The following is a 23,231-nucleotide window of genomic DNA, read 5'->3' as shown; positions in this document are numbered from 1 at the left end:
CAAAATAAAGGTTTACTTATGAATCGACAAACCACGCCGAAACGCATGCGCGGCGCGGCACGCCGCTCCAGCAAACGTGGCCTGGCACCTGGGTCGGTGGTGTTCATCGGCGCGGCGCGCGAACAGGCGGCCGGCATTTCGCTGATCGAGTTCGGACCGGACGCGTTGCGCGAAACCCGCTTCACGTCGCTCGAACAGTCGCGCCTGCACGAGGCGACGCTGCCACTGCGCTGGCTGAATGTCTATGGCGTGCACGACACGAGCGTACTGGCCGAGATCGGTCAGCGCTTCAATCTGCATCCGCTGGTGCTGGAAGACATCGCCAATACCGAACAGCGGCCGAAGGTGGAGGACTACGGCGACCAGTTGTTCATCGTTGCCCGCGTGCTGCAGCTGTCCGATGACGGCCGGACACTGTCGTCGGAGCAGTTCAGCCTGGTGCTCGGCCGGGACTTCCTGCTCAGTTTCCAGGAACGTCCGACCGGCAGTTTCGAACCGGTGCGCGAGCGGCTGCGCAAATCGCTCGGCAGCCTGCGCGGCAGCGGCATCGACCTGCTGGCCTACAGCCTGATCGATGCCGTGGTGGACAATTATTTCGGCGTGATCGAACGCATCGACGATCGACTGGATCGGCTGGAGGAAGCGCTGTTCGAGCGCCCGGCGAGTGCGCAGATCGCGACGCTGCACGAGGCGAGGCGCGACACCATGGCGCTGCGCCGCGCGTTGTGGCCACTGCGCGAAGTGATCAGCAGCCTGCAGCGCGGCGACCATCCGCTGGTGACGCCGGAGACGCGCGTCTATCTGCGCGACGTGCAGGACCACTTGACCTACCTGATCGAATCGGTCGATTCGATGCGGGAAACGTTGTCCGGTCTGCTGGATGTGTACCTGTCGGCGATGAGCCAGCGCGTGAATCAGGAGGTGCGCATCCTGACCGTGATCACCACGCTGTTCATGCCGGCCGCGCTGGTGGCCGGTGTGTTCGGCATGAATTTTCGCCATATGCCGTGGCTGGATTCACCCAATGGCTTTCTACTGGCGCTGGCGTTGATGGCCGGCATAGCGGCGCCACTCGGCATGCTGTTCTGGCGCCGGCACTGGCTGGATTGACCCATGGCTGCGCCGGAACCCGGTTCAGTCCTTCATGCTGCCCAGCCTGCGCCGGGCGGACTCCAGCCGTTCGCGTTCGGCCTTCTCGCGCGCTTCGACATCGATCAGCTTGATGAGGATGAGCGATACATTGTCGCCGGTCGGTCGGCCCCGATCCCGTGCGCGCTTGATCAGCGTTTCCGCCGCCTCGCGGGCGGAAAAGACGGACAGCACGCCGCCGATTTCCTCGTCGGAAAAGTAGGCCCAGAGACCGTCCGAACAGATCAGGAAGCTGTCGCCGTCGGTCAGGTCGGTGGCGCCGCCATAGTCGATCATCGGCTCCTTCTGCGCACCGAGGCAATGCAGCAGCAGATTGCGCTGCGGATGCGTCTTGGCACCTTCCTCGTCGAGCCGGCCCTGGCGGATCAGTTCCCCGACCAGTGAGTGGTCCTGACTGATGGCCACGCGCCGGTCGTGGCGGAAATGGTAGATGCGCGAATCGCCGCAGTGCGCCCAGTCGACACGACCCGACTGCATCAAAAGCACGCAGGCGGTGGAATGCGGGTCCTGCTCGGTCGTGAAACGGGTGAGCTTGATCACCACGTGCGCTTCCTCGACCACGCTTCGCAACAGGTCTGTCGGCGTTTCGACCGCGGGCGCGTAGGCCTCGAAGTTGTCGCGCGCCTTCATGACCACCTGCTCGGCCGCCATCGCTCCGCCGCTGTGCCCGCCCATGCCGTCGGCGAGCACCGCCATCAGCATGCCCTTGTGGCGGCTGTGCGGAAAGACTGCGGCGCGGTCCTGCTGTTCCTTGCGGTCACCGATGTGCTGCGCAACGCAACTGTCTAATTTTAGTGCCATGAAGGTTTCCGGGTACGTCCCCTGATTCTAGCCGTGCAGGCGGGTCTGCTGCGACCCGCGTCACCCGGCGTCACAATCACCGGAGGATTGTGACGAATATTCACACCGCGAGACTGACGTGCCGCTCGTTGATTTCATCGATGTACTCGTCCAGCGCTGCTGCATGGATGCCCAGTTCGGCGAGGATTTCCGGCCCGCGCACCGCCCACGACGGGTCGCCCAGTCCCTTGTTGCGCAGATAGATGTGAGTGGCGAGCGCGACGATGCCTATCGTACTGCGCAGCCCGAAGGTGTCGTCGTCCGGCATGGTGTGATGGTGCTGGATCGCCTGCACGATCAGTTCCGGCAGGCCCCAGTTGCGGGCAACCCAGTAACCGACCGTGGCGTGATCCAGGCGATAGCTCGTGTTTTCGAGCGCGAGATCGACCCAGGCCGCGTCGTCATCGAGATTGAGCCGCTTCCAGTACTCCGGGAAGCGGGTGCACAGCAGCGGCACGCCACAGTCGTGGAACATCGCCGCCAGGTAGGCCTGGTCGGGGAATACATTGCACACCGCCACACGTTCGCTGGCGATCTGCGAGGCGATGGCGGCGATTTCGTCGCAACGCGCCCAGAAATGCGTCATCTGCGGACCGGCTCCGCTCGCCACCTGACGGATCGCGATGCCACGCACGAGATTCACGGTCTGCGACAGGCCGACCAGCATCAGCACCTGCTCGGCATTGCTCGGTGCGCGTCCGCGGCTGTAGGCCGGCGACCGGCACAGTTTGAACAGGGCTGACAGCACCCCGGGATCGCGCGAAATCGATTCGGCCAGATCGCCCACTTCGAAATCCGGCGTACGCATCAGGTTGTCGATTTCCATCAGCAGGTGCGGCTTGGCCGGCAGCAACACGGCGGTGGAATCGAGCAGGGCTTCTGCGGTGTCGGGAATCGTGCTGCGAGCGTTTTGCATGGTGCGGGTTCTCTCTTCCGGATCTATTGCGGGTTACGTCAATCAACGGCAGGAATTGCCGAAACTTGAACCGGAAATCATGCGCTCATGCAGTGGCCGACAGCGCCTCCTCAACCCATTCGATCCAGTGGCGCACCGGCGTTCCGGTACCGGTCTGCAGGTGCGCGATACAGCCGACATTGGCACTGGCAATCCCGCTCACCGGCGCGGCCTGCAGCGCATCCAGCTTGTTGTCGCGCAGCGTGCGCGACAACTGCGGCTGAAGCAGCGAATAGCTGCCGGCCGAACCACAGCACAGGTGGCTGTCGGTGACCGGTACAAGGTCATAGCCGGCGGCACGCAGAAGACTTTCGGCCAGACCTCGCACCTGCTGGCCGTGCTGCAGCGAACAGGGCGGGTGATAGGCAAGCGCTTTGAGCGATGGCTGCTGCGCCGCGAACAGCCCTTCTACCTGCACCCGCTCGGCGTGCAGGATTTCCGACAGGTCCTTCGTCATCGCGCCGACCCGTGCCGCGCGTTGTGCGTATTGCGGGTCATCGGCCAGCAGGTGACCGTACTCGCGTACCGTGGTGCCGCAGCCGGAGGCGGTCATCACGATGGCTTCGATCTCGCCGCTGTCGATGGCGGGCCACCAGGCGTCGATCAACGCGCGCATGTCGCGCCGTCCGCCGTCCTGATCATTCAGGTGAAAGCGCAAGGCGCCGCAACAACCGGCGCGCGCTGCCTCGACCAGCGAAACGCCGACCAGATCGAGCACCCTCGCCGCAGCGGCATTGACGTCCGGCATCAGCGCCGGCTGCACGCAGCCGGCCAGCACCAGCATGCGGCGTGCGTGACGCACCGGCGGCCAGTTGCCGGCATCGCGCCGAGGCGCCACCTTGGCGGCCAGCGAGGCGGGCAGCAACGGTCGGGCGAGCCGGCCGAGCGCCAGTGCCGTGTTGAACACACCCGGTCGAGACAGGCCTTCGCGCAGCACCCAGCGCGCTGCGCGTGCGGCCAGCGGTCTTTGCGTGCGTCGCTCCGCCACGGCACGGCCGATGTCCACCAATTCGCTGTAACGCACGCCGGACGGGCAGGTGGATTCGCAATTGCGACAGGTCAGGCAACGGTCGAGGTGGGGCAGCACGGTTTCAGCCGGTACGGCGCCCTCGAACATCTGCTTCATCAGGTAGATGCGGCCGCGCGGACCGTCGAGTTCGTCGCCCAGCAGCTGATAGGTCGGGCAGGTTGCGTTGCAGAAACCGCAGTGCACGCACTTGCGCAGCACTGCCTCGGCAGCGTCGCCCTCCGGCGTGTTGCGGATGAAATCGGCCAGTCCGGTCTGCATCGGGATCGCTCTTAAAGTTCGGGGTACAGCCGTCCCGGACTGAACACGCCGGACGGGTCGAAAGCCTGCTTCAGGCGCTGGCTGACTGCCATCACTTCGGGCTTGAGCGGTTCGAACACGCCAAGCGCCCGGTCCACGGTCCGGCCACCGCGGAACAGGGTGGCATGGCCACCCAGCGCGCCGACCACGTGACGCAGCGCGTCCGCGTCGGTATCGCTGCGCAGCCAGCGCTGCAGGCCATTCCATTCGGTCAGGCTGTCGCCATCGAACGCGAGATGCGGCGCAGTCGGCGGCAGCGCGACGCGCCACAGCGGTGCATCGCCATCGAAGAAGGCGTGCGTGTGATTGCGCACGCTCCGCCACAGCGCTGCCGCGTCGACGGCGTCAACCGCGTCGCCGCCGATCAGCTGAGCCGCAGCATCGAGCGCGACTTGCGCGCCAGACAGCCTGACGTGCAGCCGGCCGCCATGCCAGCAGGTGGCGGAAATCGGCAACGGTTCGGCGCCCCACTCGCGCAGGCGCAGCAGCGCCATCGCATCGTCGAGTTCGAGCAAGCGGGTCTGTTCCGCCTGGGGCAGCGGCAGCACCTTCAGGGTCACGTCGAGAATGAGGCCCAGGGTGCCGAAACTGCCAGCGATCAGGCGCGATACGTCAAAGCCTGCAACATTCTTCATCACCTGACCGCCGAAGTGCAGCACGCGGCCCTGGCCATCCATGACGGTGACGCCGAGCACGAAGTCGCGCAGGCTGCCGGCGGCCATGCGGCGCGGGCCGGACAGGCCGCTTGCCACCATGCCGCCCAATGTGACGCCCGGTCCGAAGTGGGGAGGCTCGAACGCCAGCATCTGCTGCCGGCCGGCCAGCAGCGCTTCGATGTCGGCCACGCGGGTGCCGGCGTGCGCCGTGATGTAGAGCTCGGACGGCTCGTAGGCGATGACACCCTGCGCACCGCGCATGTCGAGCGGCGCGCCGGCGAGCTGCTGCGCGAGAAAGTCCTTCGAGCGGCTGCCGTGCGGGCGCAGCGTGCGGCCTTGCGCGGCTGCATCCAGCACCATCTCGCGCAGCGTCGAATGGAAAGGATGGGTCATCGTCAGAAGCGCGGCAGCTCGGGGTGCGGCAGCTCGCCGTGGTGCACGTGCATGCCGCCCATTTCGGCGCAGCGGTGCAGCGTCGGCACCGCCTTGCCCGGATTCATCAGACCGGCCGGATCGAAGGCCGCCTTGACGCGATGGAACATGTCGAGTTCGCCGGGTGCGAACTGCACGCACATCTGGTTGATCTTCTCCAGCCCGACGCCGTGCTCGCCGGTGATGGTGCCGCCCAGCGCAACCGACAGTTCGAGGATTTCGACGCCGAAGGCTTCTGCGCGGTGCAGTGAATCCGCATCGTTCGAATCGAACAGGATCAACGGGTGCAGATTGCCGTCGCCGGCATGGAATACGTTCAGGCAGCGCAGGCCGTACTTGTCGGACATCGCATTCATCGCCTCCAGCATGTCGGCCAGCTTGCGGCGCGGAATGGTGCCATCCATGCAGTAGTAATCGGGCGAGATGCGGCCGGCTGCCGGAAAAGCCGCCTTGCGGCCGGCCCAGAAACGCAGCCTTTCGGCTTCGCTGTCGGACACGCGTATTTCGGTGGCACCGGCTGCGTCGAGCAGCATGCGCACGCGGGCAATCTCGTCTTCCACTTCTTCCGCCGTGCCATCGGACTCGCACAGCAGAATGGCTGCGGCATCCAGCGGGTAACCGGCGTGCACGAACGCTTCGACGGCCACCGTGGTCGCCTGGTCCATCATTTCCAGGCCAGCCGGGATGATGCCGGCCGCGATGATGTCGGCCACCGCCTGACCGGCGCGGCGCACATCGTCGAAGGCGGCCAGCACGCAGCGCGCCACACGTGGCCGGGGTACCAGCTTCACGGTCACTTCGGTGACGACGCCGAGCAGGCCTTCCGAGCCGATGGTGACGGCCAGCAGGTCATAACCCGGACAGTCCGGCGCGGCGCTGCCCACCTCCAGCACGTCGCCGGCCATGCTGACCATGCGCACACGCAGCACGTTGTGCACGGTCAGCCCGTATTTCAGGCAATGCACACCGCCGGAGTTCTCCGCCACATTGCCGCCGATGCTGCAGGCGATCTGCGACGATGGATCCGGTGCGTAATAAAGGCCGTGCGGCGCAGCCGCTTCCGACACCGCAAGATTGCGCACACCCGGCTGCACCACCGCCTGCTGCGCCAGCCGGTCGACCGACACGATGCGGTTCATGCGCGCCGTCGACAGCACCAGGCCGTGCTTGTGCGGTGTGGCACCACCGGACAGGCCGGTGCCGGCGCCGCGCGGCACCACCGGCACACCGAGCCGGTGACAAGTGCGCAGTACCGCGATCACCTGCGCCTCGGTCGTCGGCAGCGCGACGGCAAGCGGCATTTCGCGCATCAGCATAAGTCCGTCGCACTCGTAGGCACGCAGGCGGCCGATGTCGGTGATCAGACAGTCGGCCGGCAGCACGCGCGACAGTTCGGCGATCAGGGCCGCCCTGGAAATCACTGCGGGAGCGGCGGCAGCGGAGTGGGTGTTGGCGTGGGCCTGCGGCAATGCGCTCATGACTCGGCTTACGGTGCGATCAGGCGATCGATGATACCCGCAGACATGCACGACCGCGGACGGTTGCAGCGAAGCGACCCGGCCACACCGGACACCGTGCGTTTCGAGCGGTGCCCTGTGGGAGCTGTTCCTGTGGGAGCTGTTCCTGTGGGAGCTGTTCCTGTGGGAGCTGTTCCTGTGGGAGCTGTTCCTGTGGGAGCTGTTCCTGTGGGAGCTGTTCCTGTGGGAGCTGTTCCTGTGGGAGCTGTTCCTGTGGGAGCTGTTCCTGTGGGAGCTGTTCCTGTGGGAGCTGTTCCTGTGGGAGCGGCGGCCTCGCCGCGATACGCACTCTGTACAACGATGGTCGCTGCACGATCGCGGCGGGGCCGCCGCTCCCACAGGGAGGGCGCCTCCTGATGCCTTCTGCCAAAAAGTGAATACGCTTCAGGCCTTCTTTTCGACGTAGATGGCGCGGAAGTCGTTCACGTTGGTCAGCGTCGGTCCGGTCACGATCAGGTCTTCGATGCCATGGAAGAAACCGTACGCATCGTGCACGTCGAGCATGTGGCGGGCGTCGATGCCGGCAGCGCGCGCGCGGGCGAGCGTATCGTCTGTCACCAGGGCACCTGCGTTGTCCTCGCTGCCGTCGATCCCGTCGGTATCGCCGGACACCGCATGGATGCCGGACATGCCGTCGAGCGCAATCGCCAGCGACAGCAGGAATTCGGAATTGCGGCCGCCGCGCGGCTTCTGCCCCGGCTTGATCTGGCCCAGCGTCACCGTGGTCTCGCCGCCGGACAGCAGCACGCAGGGCGGCGCCAGCGGCGTGCCGTTGATCGCGCACGCCTTGGCGATGCCGGCCAGCACCTTGCCGGCATCGGCTGACTCGCCCTCTATCATGTCGCCCAGCACCAGCGGCGTCACGCCATGGGCGCGCGCCACCTCGGCGGCCGCCAGCAGCGATGCCTGGGCAGTCGAAATGGTGCGCGTTTCGCAGCGTGCCAGACGCGGGTCATCCGCCTTCGGGGTTTCGGATTCAGGGCGCGACAGCCAGTTCATCACCGCGGTCGGCACTTCGATGTTGTAGCGGCGGATGATGGCCAGCGCATCCTCGCGCGTCGTGGTGTCCGGCACCGTCGGACCAGACGCGACCACCGCCGGGTCATCGCCCGGCACGTCGGAAATGACCAGCGTAAACACGCGCGCCGGATAGCAGGCCTGCGCCAGCCGGCCACCCTTCATCGACGACAGGTGCTTGCGCACGCAATTCATTTCCTGGATCGCCGCACCGCTGGCCAGCAACGCGCGGTTGACCGCCTGCTTGTCCTCCAGCGTCAGCCCCTCGGCCGGTGCCGACAGCAGCGCCGAGCCACCGCCGGATATCAGCGCGATCACCAGATCGTCTTCGGTCAGTCCCTGCACCGACTGCAGGATGCGCTTCGCCGCCTGCTGACCAGCCGCATCCGGCACCGGATGCGAGGCCTCGACCACTTCGATGCGCCGGCACGGCGCGCCGTGACCGTAGCGCGTCACGACCAGTCCGGACAGCTCACCCGGCCAGTTCTTCTCGACCGCCAGCGCCATCGACGCGGCCGCCTTGCCGGCGCCGACCACCAGCGTGCGCCCATTGGGCGGCGGCGGCAGGTTGGCCGGCACGCACAGGTCCGGGTTGGCGGCGTCGAACGCCGCCTGGAACAGCTTGCGGAGGAAGTCTTTCGGGTCGGTTTTCGGGGTCATACTTGCAGTCGCTCCATGCGTTGCTTCCGTTCGGCACGCAGCGCGCGTGGCCTTCGGAATATATGAAGAATTCTAACTGGTGCGGCCTTATATATAAGCCGACTTATAATCAATAGCTCTTATCCATCTCATCACGAGCAGCCATGGCAAACCGACTTTCAAAGATCACGACACGTACCGGCGACGGTGGCGAAACCGGCCTGGGCGATGGTACGCGGGTGTCGAAATACAGCGCCCGCGTGCACGCGCTTGGCGATGTAGATGAACTGAACAGTGCGCTCGGCGTGCTGCTGTGCGAACCGCTGCCGCCCGATCTTGCCGCGCTGCTGACCGACATCCAGCATGATCTGTTCGACCTCGGTGGCGAACTGGCCGTACCGGGTTACAACCTGGTCAAGCCCGAACAGGTGGCGCGCCTGGAAACCGAACTGGAGCGACTGAACGACGAACTCAGGCCGCTGAAGGAATTCATCCTGCCGGGCGGCACGCGCGCGGCCGCACTGTCGCACCTTGCACGCACGATCTGCCGGCGCGCCGAGCGCGCGGTGATCGCCGCCGCCGCCGAAGGTCAGGTGCCGGACGCCAGCCGCCAGTACCTCAACCGCCTGTCCGACCTGCTGTTCGTCATCGGCCGCACCTTCAACCGGCTCGATGGGCGAGGCGACGTGCTGTGGCAACGCGGCCGTGCGCATGATGACAAGGCCGGCTGAACGCCGCTGCCATGGATGGACGGTGAATCTGCTTTCAACCGCTCTGTGAGCGGCCCGCCTCGGCTGACCAGCCCAACGTGATTCCGACCCACGACGCACCGATAGGCGTATTCGACTCCGGCCTCGGCGGCCTGTCGGTGCTGCGCCACGCACGGGCGCGCCTGCCCGCCGAAGACTTTCTTTACGTCGCCGATTCGGGCCATGCGCCCTACGGCGAGCGCAGTGCCAACTGGATACGCGACCGCAGCCTGACGCTCGGCGAATTCCTGATCGGCCACGGCGCGAAGGCGCTGCTGATCGCCTGCAACACGGCCACGGCAGCCGCTGCACCCGCGTTGCGAGAACGCTGGCCAGGCCTGCCGGTCCTCGGCATGGAGCCGGCAGTCAAACCCGCCGCCGCCGCCACGCGCTCCGGTGTGGTTGGCGTACTCGCCACAACGGGCACGCTCGCCAGCGCGCGCTTCGCGGCGCTGCTCGACACCTTCGGCCGCGACGTCCGCGTGATCACCCGGCCCGGTACCGGCCTGGTCGAGGCGGTCGAACGTGGCGAACTGGACACTCCTGCCACGCGGGCGCTGATCGCGTCGCATGTCGAACCGCTGCTGGCCGGCGGTGCCGACGTGATTGTGCTGGGCTGCACGCACTACCCTTTCCTGCGTGGGTTGATCCAGCAGCAGGCCGGAGCGACGGTGCAGGTGATCGACACCGGCGATTCGGTGGCCCGCCAGCTGGCGCAGCGTCTGAACGATGCCGGACTGCTGCGCGGCGGCAAGGCGGCAGGAACCGAAAGCTTCTGGTCCACGGCTGCCTCGGACACCGCTGAGCGGGTACTGCAACGGTTATGGCATGCGGATGCGCGACTCGCGCCCTTGCAGGGATAAGCGACAAAAAAATCCCGCACACCTGACGGATTCGTTGAGGAATCAGACACGTGTGCGGGTAAGACCGAAGGGTTGGCCAAGGGAAGCGGTGGCCGGGGCGCTGTAGCCGCCCCGGTTCAGTCCCGCGGGCGGCGTCAGCCGGTAAGCCGCAGCGGGTTGTCGGGTCGCAGGGGTGATATATGAGGCGGGAGTGACGAACAAGGCCGACTCCACATCCGGTGGGCGCCCTCGCTCGCTTCAGCGCCCGGCAGGAAACCGGCCAGAACGAGCCGGCGCCGCACAGCATCGTCCATGCACAGAATTGCAATCATCCGTGCATGCCCCAGGGCGGTCAGACGAGAGGTGCGCCACCCGGATTGTGGTTGGCGGACAAACTGGCTGGGCACGAGGGCGATTGACACGGACGATTCGGGTTGCAGTGATTGACGCGAGATGCTAAAAACTTTGATCCATTAGTACAAATATTATTTTTTTCTTGATTTGATAATGAAAAGGTTATGAACATAACGCTGCGGCAGTTGCAGGTGTTTGCCAAAGTGGCTGAAACCGGCAGCTTCACGCGCGCGTCGGAGCAGCTTTTCCTGACCCAGCCGGCGGTGTCGCAGCAGGTGCGGCAACTGACCGAAACGGTGGGCGAACCCTTGTTCGACACCATAGGGCGACGCACCTTCCTGACACCCGCCGGGGAAGAGCTGCTGTCGGCATGGAAGGGCATACAGCTGCAGTGGCAGCAATTCGAGGAAAACCTTCAGGCCACACGCAGCCTGCACCGCGGCACGCTCAGGCTGGCCGCGGTCAGTACCGCGAAGTACTTCGTGCCGCGTGTGCTCGGTCCTTACTGCGCGCAGCACCCGGGTATCGATGTGAAGCTGGAAGTGGCAAACCGGGACCGTCTGATCGAACGCATGCAGGCCAATCTCGACGATATGTACGTCATGACGAAGCCACCCGAGGACATGGATCTCACCTGTGATTCATTCCTCGACAATCCGCTGGTCGCGATTGCGCCGGCGTCGCACCCGCTGGCCAATGCGGGCATTCTGAAGTTGCAGGATCTCGCGGAAGAGCGCTTCATCATGCGCGAGCAGGGCTCGGGCACGCGCATCGCGATCGAGAACTATCTGTCGCAGCAGGGCGCCACGCTGAATGTGCGGATGGAACTGGGCAGCAATGAAGCCATCAAGCAGGCCGTGGCGGGCGGACTGGGCTTGTCCATACTTTCGCGCCACACGCTGCACCGCGACCCGCTGCTCGAGGATGAGGTGGTCATCCTCCAGGTAGAGGGGTTTCCGCTGATGTCACGCTGGCAGGTGGTCAGGCTGCAGCAGCGCCGCCTGTCGCGGGCAGCAGAAGCCTTCCTCGAATTGCTGCAGGCCTGGATACCCGCCTATCTGGGCACCAAGGGCATGGGGATCTGACGACTTCGATTTCCGGACAGGCGGAGCAAGCGCGCGCACCAGAGGTGGGAGCGAGCCGACCAGAACCCGCTTTACGCGCAATTTGAACTTGCGTCAGGGATATGCCATCCAGAGGTTGTGCAGTTCGACCGATGGGATGCCGGCGCTTGTTCCACATTCCCGCAACAGCCATGAGAAGCCGTGCAGTCAGCGCAGCAGGAAAACCGTAACTGCCAGCCAGCCGGCCATTGCGACGATCAGGTGCGGGTCGCGGAACAGGTCATACGACGGATCACCGCCGCCACCGCGCCGGTGCAGCATGTACAGGTAGCGGAACAACCCGTACAGCACGAAAGGCAGCGTGTAGATGAGATCCGCCGTGCCATGGATGCGCACCGTGTCCTCATCGACGGTGTACAGGGAGTACGCCACCACGGCGCAGGCGCCGGTGATGGTGATGAACTGGTCGAGCAGCGCAGGCGAATACAGATCAAGCACCTTGCGGTGCGCTCCACCCGCCTCGTCCATCAGCATCAGTTCGGCACGCCGTTTCGAAAAGCCCAGGAAGAGCGTCAGCAGCAGGCCGCACATCAGCAGCCAGTTCGACGGAGGAATGTCCAGCCCGGTGGTGCCGGCAAGCAGACGCAGCATGAAGCCGGCACTGATCAGGAACACGTCGAGCACGACGACGCGCTTGAGGCCGTAGCTGTAGCCGAAGTTGATCAGGCCATAGACGCACAGCAGATAGACCAGCGTGTCGCCGACCTGCCAGGCCAGCAGCAGTGAGCTGATCGAGCAGGCCGTCATCAGCAGGATGGCAACCGACGGCGACAGCGCGCCGGATGCCAGCGGCCGCTGCCGTTTCGCCGGATGCAGCCTGTCCTGCTCGATGTCGCGCAGATCGTTCAGCGCATACACCGCACTCGACATCAGGCAGAAGGCGAGGAAGGCAACGATGGCGGCCTGCACCGTGGCGCTGTTGTGCCAGGCGTGACCGAACAGCAGGCCGAAGAACACGAAGCCGTTCTTCACCCACTGGTGCGGTCGCAGCAACTTGAACGCAGCGGCAATCATGATCGGCGGCCGGATGGCAAACCTTCGGGCATTCAGCGGAAGTAACGTTCTTCGAAAAAGCAGCCCTGTTGCGGCAGCCAGCCTGGAATCGCGTACCAGTAACGGCGCGCCGGTTCGAGCACGCCGGCATGATAGGCCGCGAAATCGAAGCCGTGGCCGCGGATGCGCCAGAACTTCGCGCCGCGTACCGTCAGCACGTCGACCTGCACGTCGCGGAAATACGGCGTGTAGTCGGTCAGCACCGGCGCTTCCTTGCTGAGCACCAGCACATCGCGGCCGTCGAGGCGGCGGAAGTCGGTCAGCATGTCATCGTGCCGCGCATGGCTCGACGCCGGGCCGAACACCGGCCAGTAGCGGCGGTGGTTGTAGCCGACGGTGACCGAAGGCGAGTAGCCGTCGGTCATCAGTTCGTAGCGATTCACGTCGTCGCCCAGTGCGGCGATCACCTCATCGGCCTTCACCGTCTGCACCACGCCTGCGTATTTGCGTTCGCCCAGCAAGGAGGACCAACGCTCGACCGGCTGGCTGGCCACGGCCAGCACGGCCGCCACATGCACGGCGGCGATCACGGCAGCGAACCTGATTGTCCGCTGCAACGTCAGGTCTGACACGCTGCGGCCGTACAGCAGGAACACCAGCGGCACGAAGGAAAACACCCAGTGCAGGCCGATCGTCTTGACCAGCGACAGCAGCCCGAAAATCGACAGCGGCACGGCGACCAGCCAGGGCAGCGCCGCCTGACGCAACCAGGCGCCCGGCGTGCGCAGCAGGCCCCAGACAACCATCGGGGTCAGCAGCCACACCATCATCGCAGCGTAAAGCAGCGGCGTTTCCCACGACAGGTGGGCGTTGCCGTGACGGTTGAACACGTTGAACATCACGTTCGCCCAGCAGTGCTGACTGTTCCACCAGGCGTTGTACAGCCCGGCCGGCAATGCGCACAGCACGACCAGCGCCAGCGCCTTCCACTTCCAGACTGCCGGTCGCCACAGCGCCCATGCGATGTAGGCAAAGCCGAGCAGCACGGCGAAATACTTCGACAGGAAGGCGCCACCCAGCAGAAGACCGCTCACCGCGAACAGCCAGCCGGCGCGGCCGCGCACGGCACTCAGGAACACCAGCGCCGACGCCACGCTGAAATACACGAGCGGAATGTCGGTCGTGATGAGCACGTCGAGCACGCTGGCCGGCGCAAGCAGTACCAGTGTGGCCACCCCCCAGCGTGTCGCGTGCGGGTCGTCGCGCAGAAAGGCGAGCAGCATGAAGGACAGCAGCGCCGGCTGCAGGATGGCCGGCAGGCGCAACCACCACTCGGCCTCGGACACGGCGATCAGGCCGGCCAGCCACCAGCCGACCATGGGCGGGTGGTCGTAGAAGCCGCCGGCGGGAATCCTGCCCCACCAGTAGAAATACGCTTCGTCGCCGGTGAAGGGCAGCGCTGCGCCCAGCCAGCCACGGAACAGCAGCGTGAGCAGCAGCGCTGCAAAGTAGAAGCGGCGCCAGTTGTGGGCTGGCGCCGCTGCGGCAAACAGGCTCACCGATCAGTCGCGGTCGGCAATCGCACGACGACGCGCACGCACGGCTTCGGCCAGCGTGTCGAGCAGCTCTATGCTTTTCTCCCAGCCGAGGCAGGCGTCGGTGATGCTCATGCCGTACTCCGGCTCCTTGCCGGCTATCAGGTCCTGACGGCCTTCCTTCAGGTGCGATTCGACCATGACGCCGAAAATGCGCTCTTCGCCGCAGGCAAGCTGGGCTGCAACATCGCGCGCCACGTCCATCTGCAGCGCGCACTGCTTGCGGCTGTTGGCGTGCGAGAAGTCGATCATCACCTTGGCCGGCACACCGGCTGCCGCCAGTTCGCGGCACACCTTGTCGACCGCCTCGGCGTCGTAGTTCGGTTCCTTGCCACCGCGCAGGATGACGTGACAGTCTTCATTGCCCGCCGTCGTTACGATGGCGGAGTGACCCGCCTTGGTGACCGACAGGAAAACGTGCGGCGCCTGCGCCGACTTGATTGCGTCGGAAGCGATGCGCACATTGCCGTCGGTGCCGTTCTTGAAACCGACCGGGCATGACAGGCCTGATGCCAGTTCGCGGTGCACCTGGCTTTCGGTGGTGCGCGCGCCGATCGCGCCCCAGGCGACCAGGTCACCCGTGTACTGCGGCGTGATGGTGTCGAGGAATTCGGTACCGGCCGGCAGGCCCATCTCGTTCACTTCGAGCAGGATGCGCCGCGCCAGGCGCAGGCCATCGTTGATCTGGAAGCTGTTGTCGAGGTACGGATCGTTGATCAGACCCTTCCAGCCCACGGTAGTACGTGGCTTTTCGAAATAGACGCGCATGACGATTTCGAGGTCGGCCGACAGACGTTCGCGCTGTGCCCTCAGCAGCTTCGCGTACTCCATGCCCGCCTTGTAGTCATGGATCGAACATGGCCCGATGACGACCAGCAGCCGGTCATCGGCGCCGCGCAGGATGCGGTGAATCGCCTGACGCGCGCCGAACGTGCTCTGCGCAGCGACATCGCTGGCCGGCAGGTCGTCGAGCAGCTTCATCGGCGGGATGAGTTCGCGGATGTCCTTGATGCGGACGTCGTCGGTGATCATTTGCATGTGAGCGTTCATGGCCTTCAGTTCGGGGGACCGCGCGGGCACGGGAGCCGGTAAAAAGTTCGGGATTCTACCCCGGCGAGCGTTTTCGTTCGATGACGGCGCTGCCGCAGTCGTCAGTGCGGGCTGTCGTGCTTACAGTCGTGCTTCGAATCTCGCCACAGCAGATGGACCGCCAGATAACCGAGGATCGCTCCGGTGCACGCCATGATGAACAGCCCGGTGACCAGCGGCATGCCGGCCGCACCGAGCCAGATCCAGAACCCTTCCAGCCAGCCGGTCGCCAGTTCGCCGATCTTTTCGGCCGACTGTTCGATGTTCTGCACCTCGCGGTCGGAGCCGGGCCGGTCGAGCACGAAACTGCCCAGTTCGTAGGCGGCCCAGTAGATCGGCGGGAAAGTGAATGGATTGGTGATCAGCGTACAACCCGCGCTGATGGCCACGTTTGCCCGCATTGCAAACGCCGTCGCGATCGCGAACAGGAACTGTGCGAACGGAATCAGCAAGCCGAAGAACAGGCCGATCGACACTGCCTTGGCGACACTTTGCCGGTCGGCATGCCAAAGCCTGTCGTCGGACAGATAGCGGGCAAACGGCGCCAGCCAGCGTATCGCGAGCAGTTGTTCGCGGGTGGGCATCCAGCGGGCGAGAAAGGGGGGCATGGGGTAGGCGCCGCAATCCAGGGGATGCGGCGGCAGTCAGTCAGTGATCGGAATGTCGCTCAGGCCGTGCCGCCCACGGTCAGTCCGTCGATGCGCAACGTGGGCTGACCGACGCCGACCGGAACGCTCTGGCCTTCCTTGCCGCAGGTGCCGACACCGCTGTCCAGTGCCATGTCGTTGCCGATCATCGACACGCGGGTCAGCGCGTCCGGACCATTGCCGATCAGCGTTGCCCCCTTGATCGGATAGGTCACCTTTCCGTTCTCGATCATATAAACCTCCGCCCCTGAAAACACGAACTTGCCGCTGGTGATATCGACCTGACCACCGCCGAAATTGACGGCGTAGAGGCCTTTTTTTACCGAGCGGATGATTTCTTCCGGCTCGCGGTCACCATTGAGCATGTAGGTGTTGGTCATGCGTGGCATCGGCAGGTGGGCGAAGCTTTCGCGCCGGCCGTTGCCGGTGGGCGCGACACCCATCAGGCGCGCGTTAAGGCTGTCCTGCATGTAGCCGACCAGAATGCCGTCCTCGATCAGCGTCGTGCAGCGGGTCGGATTGCCTTCATCGTCGATCGTCAGCGAACCGCGGCGATCCGGCAGCGTGCCGTCGTCAACCACGGTCACGCCGCGCGATGCCACCTGCTGGCCGATGCGCCCGGCGAAGGCCGAACTGCCCTTGCGATTGAAATCGCCCTCCAGGCCATGACCGATCGCCTCGTGCAGCAGGATGCCCGGCCAGCCCGGACCGAGCACCACACTCATCGTGCCGGCCGGCGCCGGACGCGCATCGAGGTTCACCCGCGCCTGATGGACCGCCCTCGCCGCGTAGTCGCGCAGCACCGCGTCGGTGAAGTAGCCGTAGTCGAAGCGGCCGCCGCCGCCGCTTGAGCCCTGCTCGCGGCGCGTGCCGTCCTGCATGATGACGGTGACCGACACGCGCACCAGCGGCCGCACGTCAGCCGCCATGTGACCGTCGTTGCGCATCACCAGCACGGTTTCATGGGTGCCGGCGATGTGCGCCATCACCTGCGTGACGCGGCTGTCTTCCGCGCGGGCATAGCTTTCGAGCCGTTCCAGCAGTTGCACTTTCGCGGTGTCGCTGAGCGAGGCATGCGGGTTGGCGGCCGAATACAGCGGTCGCGGCAGCTTCGCCTTGTTGGTCAGCGTGCGCGCAGTCAGGCTCTGGCCCTGCGATGCGATTGCGCGCGTCGCGCGTGCTGCCGCTTCCAGCGCCGGCGCGCTGATTTCGTCCGAGTAGGCGAATGCGGTCTTTTCGCCCTGGATCGCGCGCACGCCTACGCCCTGCTCGATATTGAAGCTGCCGGACTTGACGATGCCCTCTTCCAGGCTCCAGGCCTCGCTGCACTGGTGCTGGAAATACAGATCGGCGTAATCGATGCGGTGGGAGGCGAGCAGACCGAACACCCGGTCAAGGTCATTGCGCGCCAGATCGAAGGGTGCGAGCAGCGTTGACCGCGCGGTGTCCATCAGATCGAGGCGGGGTGCTGCGGCCTGGATGCCGGTCGTGCGGGTGGAACCTGTCATGGGTCAGTGCTTCCTCTTTGAAATTTGCGGCCAGCGTCTCTGGCCAGCCTAGCGTCCGAGCCTGTCCGCGATGGCATCTTCTTCCTGTCGCGGGAAAAAATATTTGTACATCGACTTCTCTTCCTTCAGATCGCGCCAGCGCCCGCCCAGTTCATCGACCCGGCTGCGATACATCTCGCGCGTCAGCCTGAGCAGCACGGCGGGTGCGCCAACGCGGCTGCACATGCGTTCCTCGGCGGCCGGCACGAAGGACAGATATTTCTCGTAGAACACACGGTGGCGCGGGTTCACCTCGATCAGCACGTCGTCGCAGTGCTGCAGCCGGAAGGCGTAGATGCACATCAGGTGGAACAATGTGCCCATAAGCCGCTTCGACTTGACCGACTGTTCCACCGCAAACTTGCCGAATTCGCACACGCGACGTCCGTCCCCGCGCAGCGCCGCCATCACGTCGGGGTAGGTTTCGTCGGCCGACAGACCTGTGTCGGAATCGAGATTGACCGTTATCGTTCCATAGATGTGGCCATCGAACTCGGCCACAAGGGTGATGCGGTTCGGCACCTCGTCGATCTGCTTCTTGGTGTGGTAGCCACGCCACGAGTACATCTTCTCGATCAGCAGGCTGGTGCCTTCACGCTTCTCATTGTCGCTGCTCAGCAAGCGCACCCGGAACTTGTCCTTCTGCTGCGCCATTTCGCGCGTGCCGGCGATGTCTTCCTGCTCGATGCACATTGAGCGCAGCCGGTCGACGTCCATGACCGTGACTTCAGCCAGCGTGTGCGGAAACTGGGAATGGGGGCGGGTAGGTTGATCAGCCATGATGACCTCAGCAACAAATGTTCAGCATGAAAGGCGTCGATGCCCCAGAGCAGGAAGATTTTGACGGATTTCAACGAGATAGTCTTCGTTCAGATCGCCTAGGACAACGCCCGGGCCACGCGTCAGACGATTCAGCACCTGACCCCACGGATCGATCAGCATCGAATCGCCGAACGTACGTCGTCCCGACGGATGCACGCCACCTTGCGCAGACGCCAGCACATAACACTGGTTTTCGACTGCGCGCGCGCGCAGCAGCAGTTCCCAGTGCGCACGACCGGTCGTTTCGGTGAAGGCAGCGCCCAGCACCAGCAGCTTCATGTCGCCCAGCGCGCGGAAGAACTCCGGAAAGCGCAGGTCGTAGCAGATCGACAGACCGACCCGCCCGAATGGCGCCTCGAAGGCGACCGGCGTGCTGCCTGCCTCGATCGTGCGCGCCTCGTCGTAGTTTTCAGCACCGCGCGTGAAGGCGAACAGGTGGATCTTGTCGTAACGCGCCACCTGACGGCCATCCGGTCCGTAGGCAAGACAGGTGTTGCGTACCTTGTCCGGCCGGTCGGCAACCAGGGGCACCGAACCGCCGACCAGCCAGACGCCGTGCCGCTGCGCAGCCTCCGACATGAAGCGCTGGATCGGGCCATCACCCTCGGTTTCGCGAATCGCAATCTTGTCCGATTCGTCACCCGAAATCAGCGCGAAATACTCGGGCAGCGCCACCAGCTTCGCACCCTGACGGGCGGCTTCGGCGATCCAGTGACCCGCCTCATCGAGGTTGTCGGCAACATTCGGCCCGGACACCATCTGCACGGCAGCAACGCGGGTCATGGCGGAAGTATTCATGGCAAGCCTTTCAGTTTGATGATGCGCCGCCCCAGCACGCCGCGGCAAGCAGCGCATCCGAAAACCCGATCGCGCCGCCGGACATCATTTTTCCGCCTGCTTGCCAGCGGGTGGCACCGCAAGCTTGGCCACGACCGGGTCGTCCCAGGAACCGGTCACGCCGTACTGGAAGGCGAAGATCTGGCCGAGCGGGTCGCGCAGCACCTTCTGCGCAAGGTAGGTCGCCACACCGACCGCCGGATTGGCGATCAGCACGCCGACCGACACGCTGTCGCTGAGCGCGGGCTGCACGCGCACGACCAGATTCTGCGTTTCGGCCGCGATGTCCGCACTGCCGCTGATCCGCACGCGCGCGGCCGGCCCGGCCAGTTCGAAGTCGTCGGTTTTCATGATGCCACGCTCGACCGCCACATTGCCTTCGATCAGGTCGAACGCGAAACCTTCGCTGAACACGTCCCGGAAATCCAGCGTGATGCGGCGCGGCAGCGCCTGCAGACTGAGGATGCCGAGCAGACGTCCGGCACCGGGGTTGATCTTGCTGAATTGCCCCTTGCTGACCGACAGCTTGAATGCACCGGACAGCGACGGATAGTCGATCGACAGCGGGTTGCCGTTCCAGCGCAGACTGCCCTGCATGTCGGCGGTACCCCGGCGCAAGGCGTCGGCGTGGCCGAGCCGGTCCAGCAGCTTGCCGGCATCGTCCGCCCTGATCGAAAAATCGAGCCGCGTCTCGCGCACGCCACCTGGCGCACCGAGCGGCTTGCCCCAGGCACCGCTGGCATCGAAACTGCCTTCCGGCAGTTCGAGCGCCAGACGGTCTATCAGCCAGGCGCGCCGCTCGTTGCTGGCTTGCAGCGCCAGCTTGCCCAGCGTCTTGCCGTCGAGCACGAAGCGCGCGGCTTCGATGTCCAGCGCGGGCAGATCCTCGAGTACGTCGGCCGCTTCCGCTTCTGCATCGGGCAACGCCTGCACGCCCGGCTCGTCAGCCGTATTGATCAGCAAGTGGTCGAAGCGCGCCTGCAGACGGCCCTTGCCCTGACCGGACCAGTTGATGCGGCCGCGCGCCTGCGTGCTCGCCAGATCGATCTCCCAGGCGTCAGCCTGACGCTGCGCATCGGCCTTGACCGCGTCGAGCCAGTGGCCCATCAGACGCACATGCTTTGCATCGAGCCGCACGCGGGAAAGCGGAAGCTCGTCGTCGCTGCCCGCCGCATCTGCTGCCACTTCGGGCGCCGGACGCGGTGCGAAAGCGCGGCGCAAGGCATCGAGGTCCAGCGTGTCGGCACGCAGAGACAGCGCCAGCCCGCGTTCGGGCATCGCCGGCTGTTGCGGCAGCCCGATTGCGCCCCGCTCGATGACCCAGCCGGTCGGCGTCGCGCGCCGCACGATGTCGGCGCTGGCCAGTTCGCCGAGCGTGATGTGCAGCAATTCGCGGTCCGGACCGATGACGGGCAGGCCGCGTCGGGCCGATTCACGCGCATCGAGCGCACCGGTACGTTCGATCCGGAGCGCCATGGGCTCGCCGGCCGCCTTGCCAAGCGGTGCCGGCAAAGTAGAAGCAAGCTGGGCCAGATCGGCTTCCAGCGTCATGTCCATGCCGTTGCGGCGCACACCGAGGCGGGCCTGCCAGGCCGCCGTGCCGGCAAGTGCCGCCAGCCACGGCTGACCCATCTGGGCGCGCAGCGCCTCCATCGATGCGCGTCCGCTGGCGGTCACATTCACCACGCCACCGCCCGCCGACGCGACATCGAGCGTCATCGGAAAGCCGAGTGCCGTTGCCTGCGCGCCGCGCACGGTCAGCGCACTTTCGGTGAACGAAATCCTGCCCGCCGCATCGGTCAGCGGCGGCAGCGCATCGTCGATGACCAGACGGTTGCCGGCGAAGGTGAAATCGCCTTCGATCTTTGCGTCCTGCGAGTGACGAAGCGGTATGGCCAACGACACATTGAGGCGGCCATTGCCTTCGGCGCGCATGCCGCGCGTGAAGCCGTCAATGCGTCCGGCCACCGGACTGATGTCGATGTAGCGCAGGAATTCCGACGTGACGCCGCTGGCGGAACCGCGCACCAGCAACAGTTCCTCGGCCGCCTCGAGGTCAGGGATTTCCGCTGTCGTGGTGCCCAGCTTCGTGTTCAGGATGCGACCGTCGCGCGACGTGATCAGCATGCGTTTGCCTTCGAACAGCACATCGGCGTCGAGGCCGGTGATGGCCGGCCAGGTGCCGCCGAAGGCGACGGTCACATCTTCGGCCTTCACCTTGACCAGGAAGACGCCCGGTTGTCCGCGATCGAACGGAAAATCGTCGAGCTTGCCGCGCAGCTTCAGCGTCGCGTCGGGAGAGCCGCCTGCCACCAGGGCATCGCGCAGCCAGTCGCGCGTATCGGCGCCAATGGTCAGCGGCAGGTAGCGCCAGATCGCCCGTGCGTCGCTGCGCTGCAGGCGGCCGTCCAGATCGAGTTCGCCGGCGGTACTGGCCAGCGTACGGTAGCGCCCGGTGAATTCGCCTTCGGTATCGGCGTTCTGGAACACCACGGATTCGAGTGCGACGGTGGTTTCGCCGTCGCTGCGCACCCAGCCGGCGCGCAGCTTGAAGCGGGCAAAGGTGATCTGAGGCTCGGCGAACACCGCCGGCAGGTCGAAGGTCAGTCCCGGCGCATCGACCACCACGCTGCCGCGCGCATCGCTGCCCTCGAGCTTGCCGCTCAGTCCGGCCACACCGGGCACGTCGCCGCGCGCATTGAAGCCGATGCGGTCGAGCCCCGCGCTGACGCGAAAACCGAGCGGCGCCGACAGCTCGCCGGTCCAGCCGGCGTCAAGGTCGGTCAGCCGACCATGTGGCGCATGATCCCGCAGCCGCTCACGCAGAGGGTCCGGCAGCGGAATGAAGTCGGACAGCCGGGTCAGCGCGGCGAGGTCGAGCACGCTGGCCGATATTTCGCCCTGCCCGGCACGACCGTCGGCGGCGGCCTGCCAGTTCAGATCGATGCTGGTCGGCCGCACGCGCACGCCGTCACGGGTCAGCAATTGCAGCTGACGCGCGGTGGCGCTCACTCGCGTGCGGCTGAGGTGCTCGGCACTGATGCGACCGGACAGACTGACCAGATCGAGTTGCGGCAGATCGGGCAGCAGGCGCAGCTTCACGTCCGACAGCGCCACCTCACCGGTCACGGCATTCAGCGTGGCGCCGTCGAAATTCGCCCACGCGCGCACGGCACCGCGCCCCTGGGGCAGATCGACCGGGTAGTCGACCCAGCGCTGCCAGATCGCGAGGTCAGCGTTGTCCAGCGACACGTAAAGTTCACCCGACGCACCGGCCGGCTGGTCGATGTCGGGCAATTCCACGTCGCCACGCAGCTCAAGTTGCCGGGCCAGTTCCGCCGGCGGTGTGGCGAGCAGGCCGAAGCGGTGCCGGTCGCCCGAATTGTCCAGCCGCAGATTGACCTGGGTCAGCTTCAGTGGCGGCGCACCGGCCCGGGTTTCGTCGTGCCACTCGAGCTCGGCATCACGGATATTGATCTGCCCCTGCGCGAGCAGCCACGGCAGAAAGCCACCCCGCGTGCCGTCCTGCCGCAGCGCGAGCCCGGCGACGTGGAGTACGCCGGCCGTATCGCGGCGGACCTGCAGCGCAGGGCCGTTGATGTCGAGCCGGTGCAGATGCATGCGCCCGCGCACCAGCGACGAAAAGCCAAGCGCGGCATCGACCAGTTCCAGCCGCAACGCCGGCTGGCCGGCTTCGTCGAGCAGGGTGACGCCGCGCAGCGCAAGATGCGGATGCAGGCCGCTCCAGTCGGCGTGGATGCCGTCGATGCGCACCTCGCGCTCCAGCGCCTCGCCCACCGCGGCTTCGATCTGCGTGCGGTAGGTATCCACCTGCGGCAGCAGCAGGTGACGCGCGCCGAGCACGACCAGCGCCACGACAATCCAGGCGAACAACAGCACGTCGAACGCGCGGCCGGGCAATCGCCGCCACAAGGGCCGCGCAGGGCGTATGTCTGCGGACGGGTGGGTGACGTCAGCGGAGGAAGAATCAGACAAGATCTGGACCTGCAGTCAAAAGGAAGATGACTGCGTTTGTGGGACGATGAGAGAGTTTACCCGCAACGTCGCACCGGGCGCGTTTCACAGGGATTCCTTGCAAC

At 65.6% G+C, this 23,231-nt stretch carries 18 protein-coding genes; 4 read left to right on the top strand and 14 right to left on the bottom strand.

The genetic code is table 11. The features are described from left to right. The first annotated feature begins 18 nt into the window (after positions 1-18). Complete coding sequence (gene corA, locus BSY238_RS14215) at positions 19-1,110, top strand: magnesium/cobalt transporter CorA (protein ID WP_069039716.1); 1,092 nt, start codon at positions 19-21, stop codon at positions 1,108-1,110. Positions 1,111-1,134: 24 nt separating this feature from the next. On the opposite strand, the gene BSY238_RS14210 is transcribed toward corA, so the two are convergent. The 6 genes from BSY238_RS14210 to BSY238_RS14185 all read right to left on the bottom strand — a co-directional run bounded on the left by BSY238_RS14210 (position 1,135) and on the right by BSY238_RS14185 (position 8,553). Then, positions 1,135-1,950 (bottom strand): PP2C family protein-serine/threonine phosphatase, encoded by an 816-nt coding sequence (locus tag BSY238_RS14210; RefSeq protein ID WP_069039715.1) that lies wholly within the window; start codon positions 1,948-1,950, stop codon positions 1,135-1,137. A 100-nt stretch (positions 1,951-2,050) separates the two neighbouring features. Then, a complete protein-coding gene (locus BSY238_RS14205) occupies positions 2,051-2,905 on the bottom strand; it encodes an HDOD domain-containing protein (RefSeq protein ID WP_069039714.1) in 855 nt (284 codons plus the stop codon). An 85-nt stretch (positions 2,906-2,990) separates the two neighbouring features. Next, complete coding sequence (gene glcF, locus BSY238_RS14200) at positions 2,991-4,232, bottom strand: glycolate oxidase subunit GlcF (protein WP_069039713.1); 1,242 nt, start codon at positions 4,230-4,232, stop codon at positions 2,991-2,993. A gap of 11 nt (positions 4,233-4,243) precedes the next feature. After that, the gene (glcE, locus tag BSY238_RS14195) at positions 4,244-5,320 is read right to left on the bottom strand and encodes a glycolate oxidase subunit GlcE (protein ID WP_069039712.1); all 1,077 of its coding nucleotides are present in this window, start codon (positions 5,318-5,320) and stop codon (positions 4,244-4,246) included. A gap of 2 nt (positions 5,321-5,322) precedes the next feature. Continuing rightward, entirely contained in the window at positions 5,323-6,837 is a 1,515-nt protein-coding gene (locus BSY238_RS14190; RefSeq protein ID WP_069039711.1) for an FAD-linked oxidase C-terminal domain-containing protein, read from the bottom strand. A 423-nt stretch (positions 6,838-7,260) separates the two neighbouring features. Continuing rightward, a complete protein-coding gene (locus BSY238_RS14185; protein ID WP_069039710.1) occupies positions 7,261-8,553 on the bottom strand; it encodes a glycerate kinase type-2 family protein in 1,293 nt (430 codons plus the stop codon). 143 nt (positions 8,554-8,696) lie between these two features. Here BSY238_RS14185 and BSY238_RS14180 point away from each other — a divergent pair, with 143 nt between their 5' ends. The 3 genes from BSY238_RS14180 to BSY238_RS14170 all read left to right on the top strand — a co-directional run bounded on the left by BSY238_RS14180 (position 8,697) and on the right by BSY238_RS14170 (position 11,562). Then, positions 8,697-9,263 carry a cob(I)yrinic acid a,c-diamide adenosyltransferase gene (locus BSY238_RS14180; RefSeq protein ID WP_069039709.1) on the top strand — a complete coding sequence of 189 codons (567 nt, stop codon included), beginning with the start codon at positions 8,697-8,699 and terminating at the stop codon, positions 9,261-9,263. Positions 9,264-9,340: 77 nt separating this feature from the next. Beyond that, the gene (gene murI, locus BSY238_RS14175) at positions 9,341-10,144 is read left to right on the top strand and encodes a glutamate racemase (RefSeq protein WP_150123947.1); all 804 of its coding nucleotides are present in this window, start codon (positions 9,341-9,343) and stop codon (positions 10,142-10,144) included. 497 nt (positions 10,145-10,641) lie between these two features. Next, the gene (locus BSY238_RS14170; protein ID WP_069039708.1) at positions 10,642-11,562 is read left to right on the top strand and encodes a LysR family transcriptional regulator; all 921 of its coding nucleotides are present in this window, start codon (positions 10,642-10,644) and stop codon (positions 11,560-11,562) included. A gap of 186 nt (positions 11,563-11,748) precedes the next feature. Here the strand turns inward: BSY238_RS14170 and BSY238_RS14165 are convergent, their stop codons facing one another. The 8 genes from BSY238_RS14165 to BSY238_RS14130 form a co-directional block, all read right to left on the bottom strand. Then, positions 11,749-12,615: a decaprenyl-phosphate phosphoribosyltransferase gene (locus BSY238_RS14165; RefSeq protein WP_069039707.1), complete on the bottom strand. Its 867-nt coding sequence runs from the start codon at positions 12,613-12,615 to the stop codon at positions 11,749-11,751. Positions 12,616-12,647: 32 nt separating this feature from the next. Beyond that, positions 12,648-14,153 (bottom strand): ArnT family glycosyltransferase, encoded by a 1,506-nt coding sequence (locus tag BSY238_RS14160; protein ID WP_069039706.1) that lies wholly within the window; start codon positions 14,151-14,153, stop codon positions 12,648-12,650. Positions 14,154-14,156: 3 nt separating this feature from the next. Beyond that, complete coding sequence (aroG, locus tag BSY238_RS14155) at positions 14,157-15,227, bottom strand: 3-deoxy-7-phosphoheptulonate synthase AroG (RefSeq protein WP_083224053.1); 1,071 nt, start codon at positions 15,225-15,227, stop codon at positions 14,157-14,159. A 113-nt stretch (positions 15,228-15,340) separates the two neighbouring features. After that, positions 15,341-15,886: a DUF2062 domain-containing protein gene (locus BSY238_RS14150; protein WP_069039705.1), complete on the bottom strand. Its 546-nt coding sequence runs from the start codon at positions 15,884-15,886 to the stop codon at positions 15,341-15,343. A gap of 59 nt (positions 15,887-15,945) precedes the next feature. After that, positions 15,946-17,433: a metalloprotease TldD gene (gene tldD / locus BSY238_RS14145; RefSeq protein WP_442922951.1), complete on the bottom strand. Its 1,488-nt coding sequence runs from the start codon at positions 17,431-17,433 to the stop codon at positions 15,946-15,948. Positions 17,434-17,481: 48 nt separating this feature from the next. After that, positions 17,482-18,252 carry an N-acyl amino acid synthase FeeM domain-containing protein gene (locus BSY238_RS14140; protein WP_069039704.1) on the bottom strand — a complete coding sequence of 257 codons (771 nt, stop codon included), beginning with the start codon at positions 18,250-18,252 and terminating at the stop codon, positions 17,482-17,484. Positions 18,253-18,273: 21 nt separating this feature from the next. Further along, positions 18,274-19,092: a carbon-nitrogen hydrolase family protein gene (locus tag BSY238_RS14135; protein WP_069039703.1), complete on the bottom strand. Its 819-nt coding sequence runs from the start codon at positions 19,090-19,092 to the stop codon at positions 18,274-18,276. Between the two features lie 84 nt (positions 19,093-19,176). Next, positions 19,177-23,127: a YhdP family protein gene (locus BSY238_RS14130; protein WP_069039702.1), complete on the bottom strand. Its 3,951-nt coding sequence runs from the start codon at positions 23,125-23,127 to the stop codon at positions 19,177-19,179. Between the last annotated feature and the right edge of the window lie 104 nt (positions 23,128-23,231).

Source organism: Methyloversatilis sp. RAC08 (genome assembly GCF_001713355.1).
Lineage (GTDB): Bacteria > Pseudomonadota > Gammaproteobacteria > Burkholderiales > Rhodocyclaceae > Methyloversatilis.
This window is presented reverse-complemented; position numbering and strand designations above follow the sequence as displayed.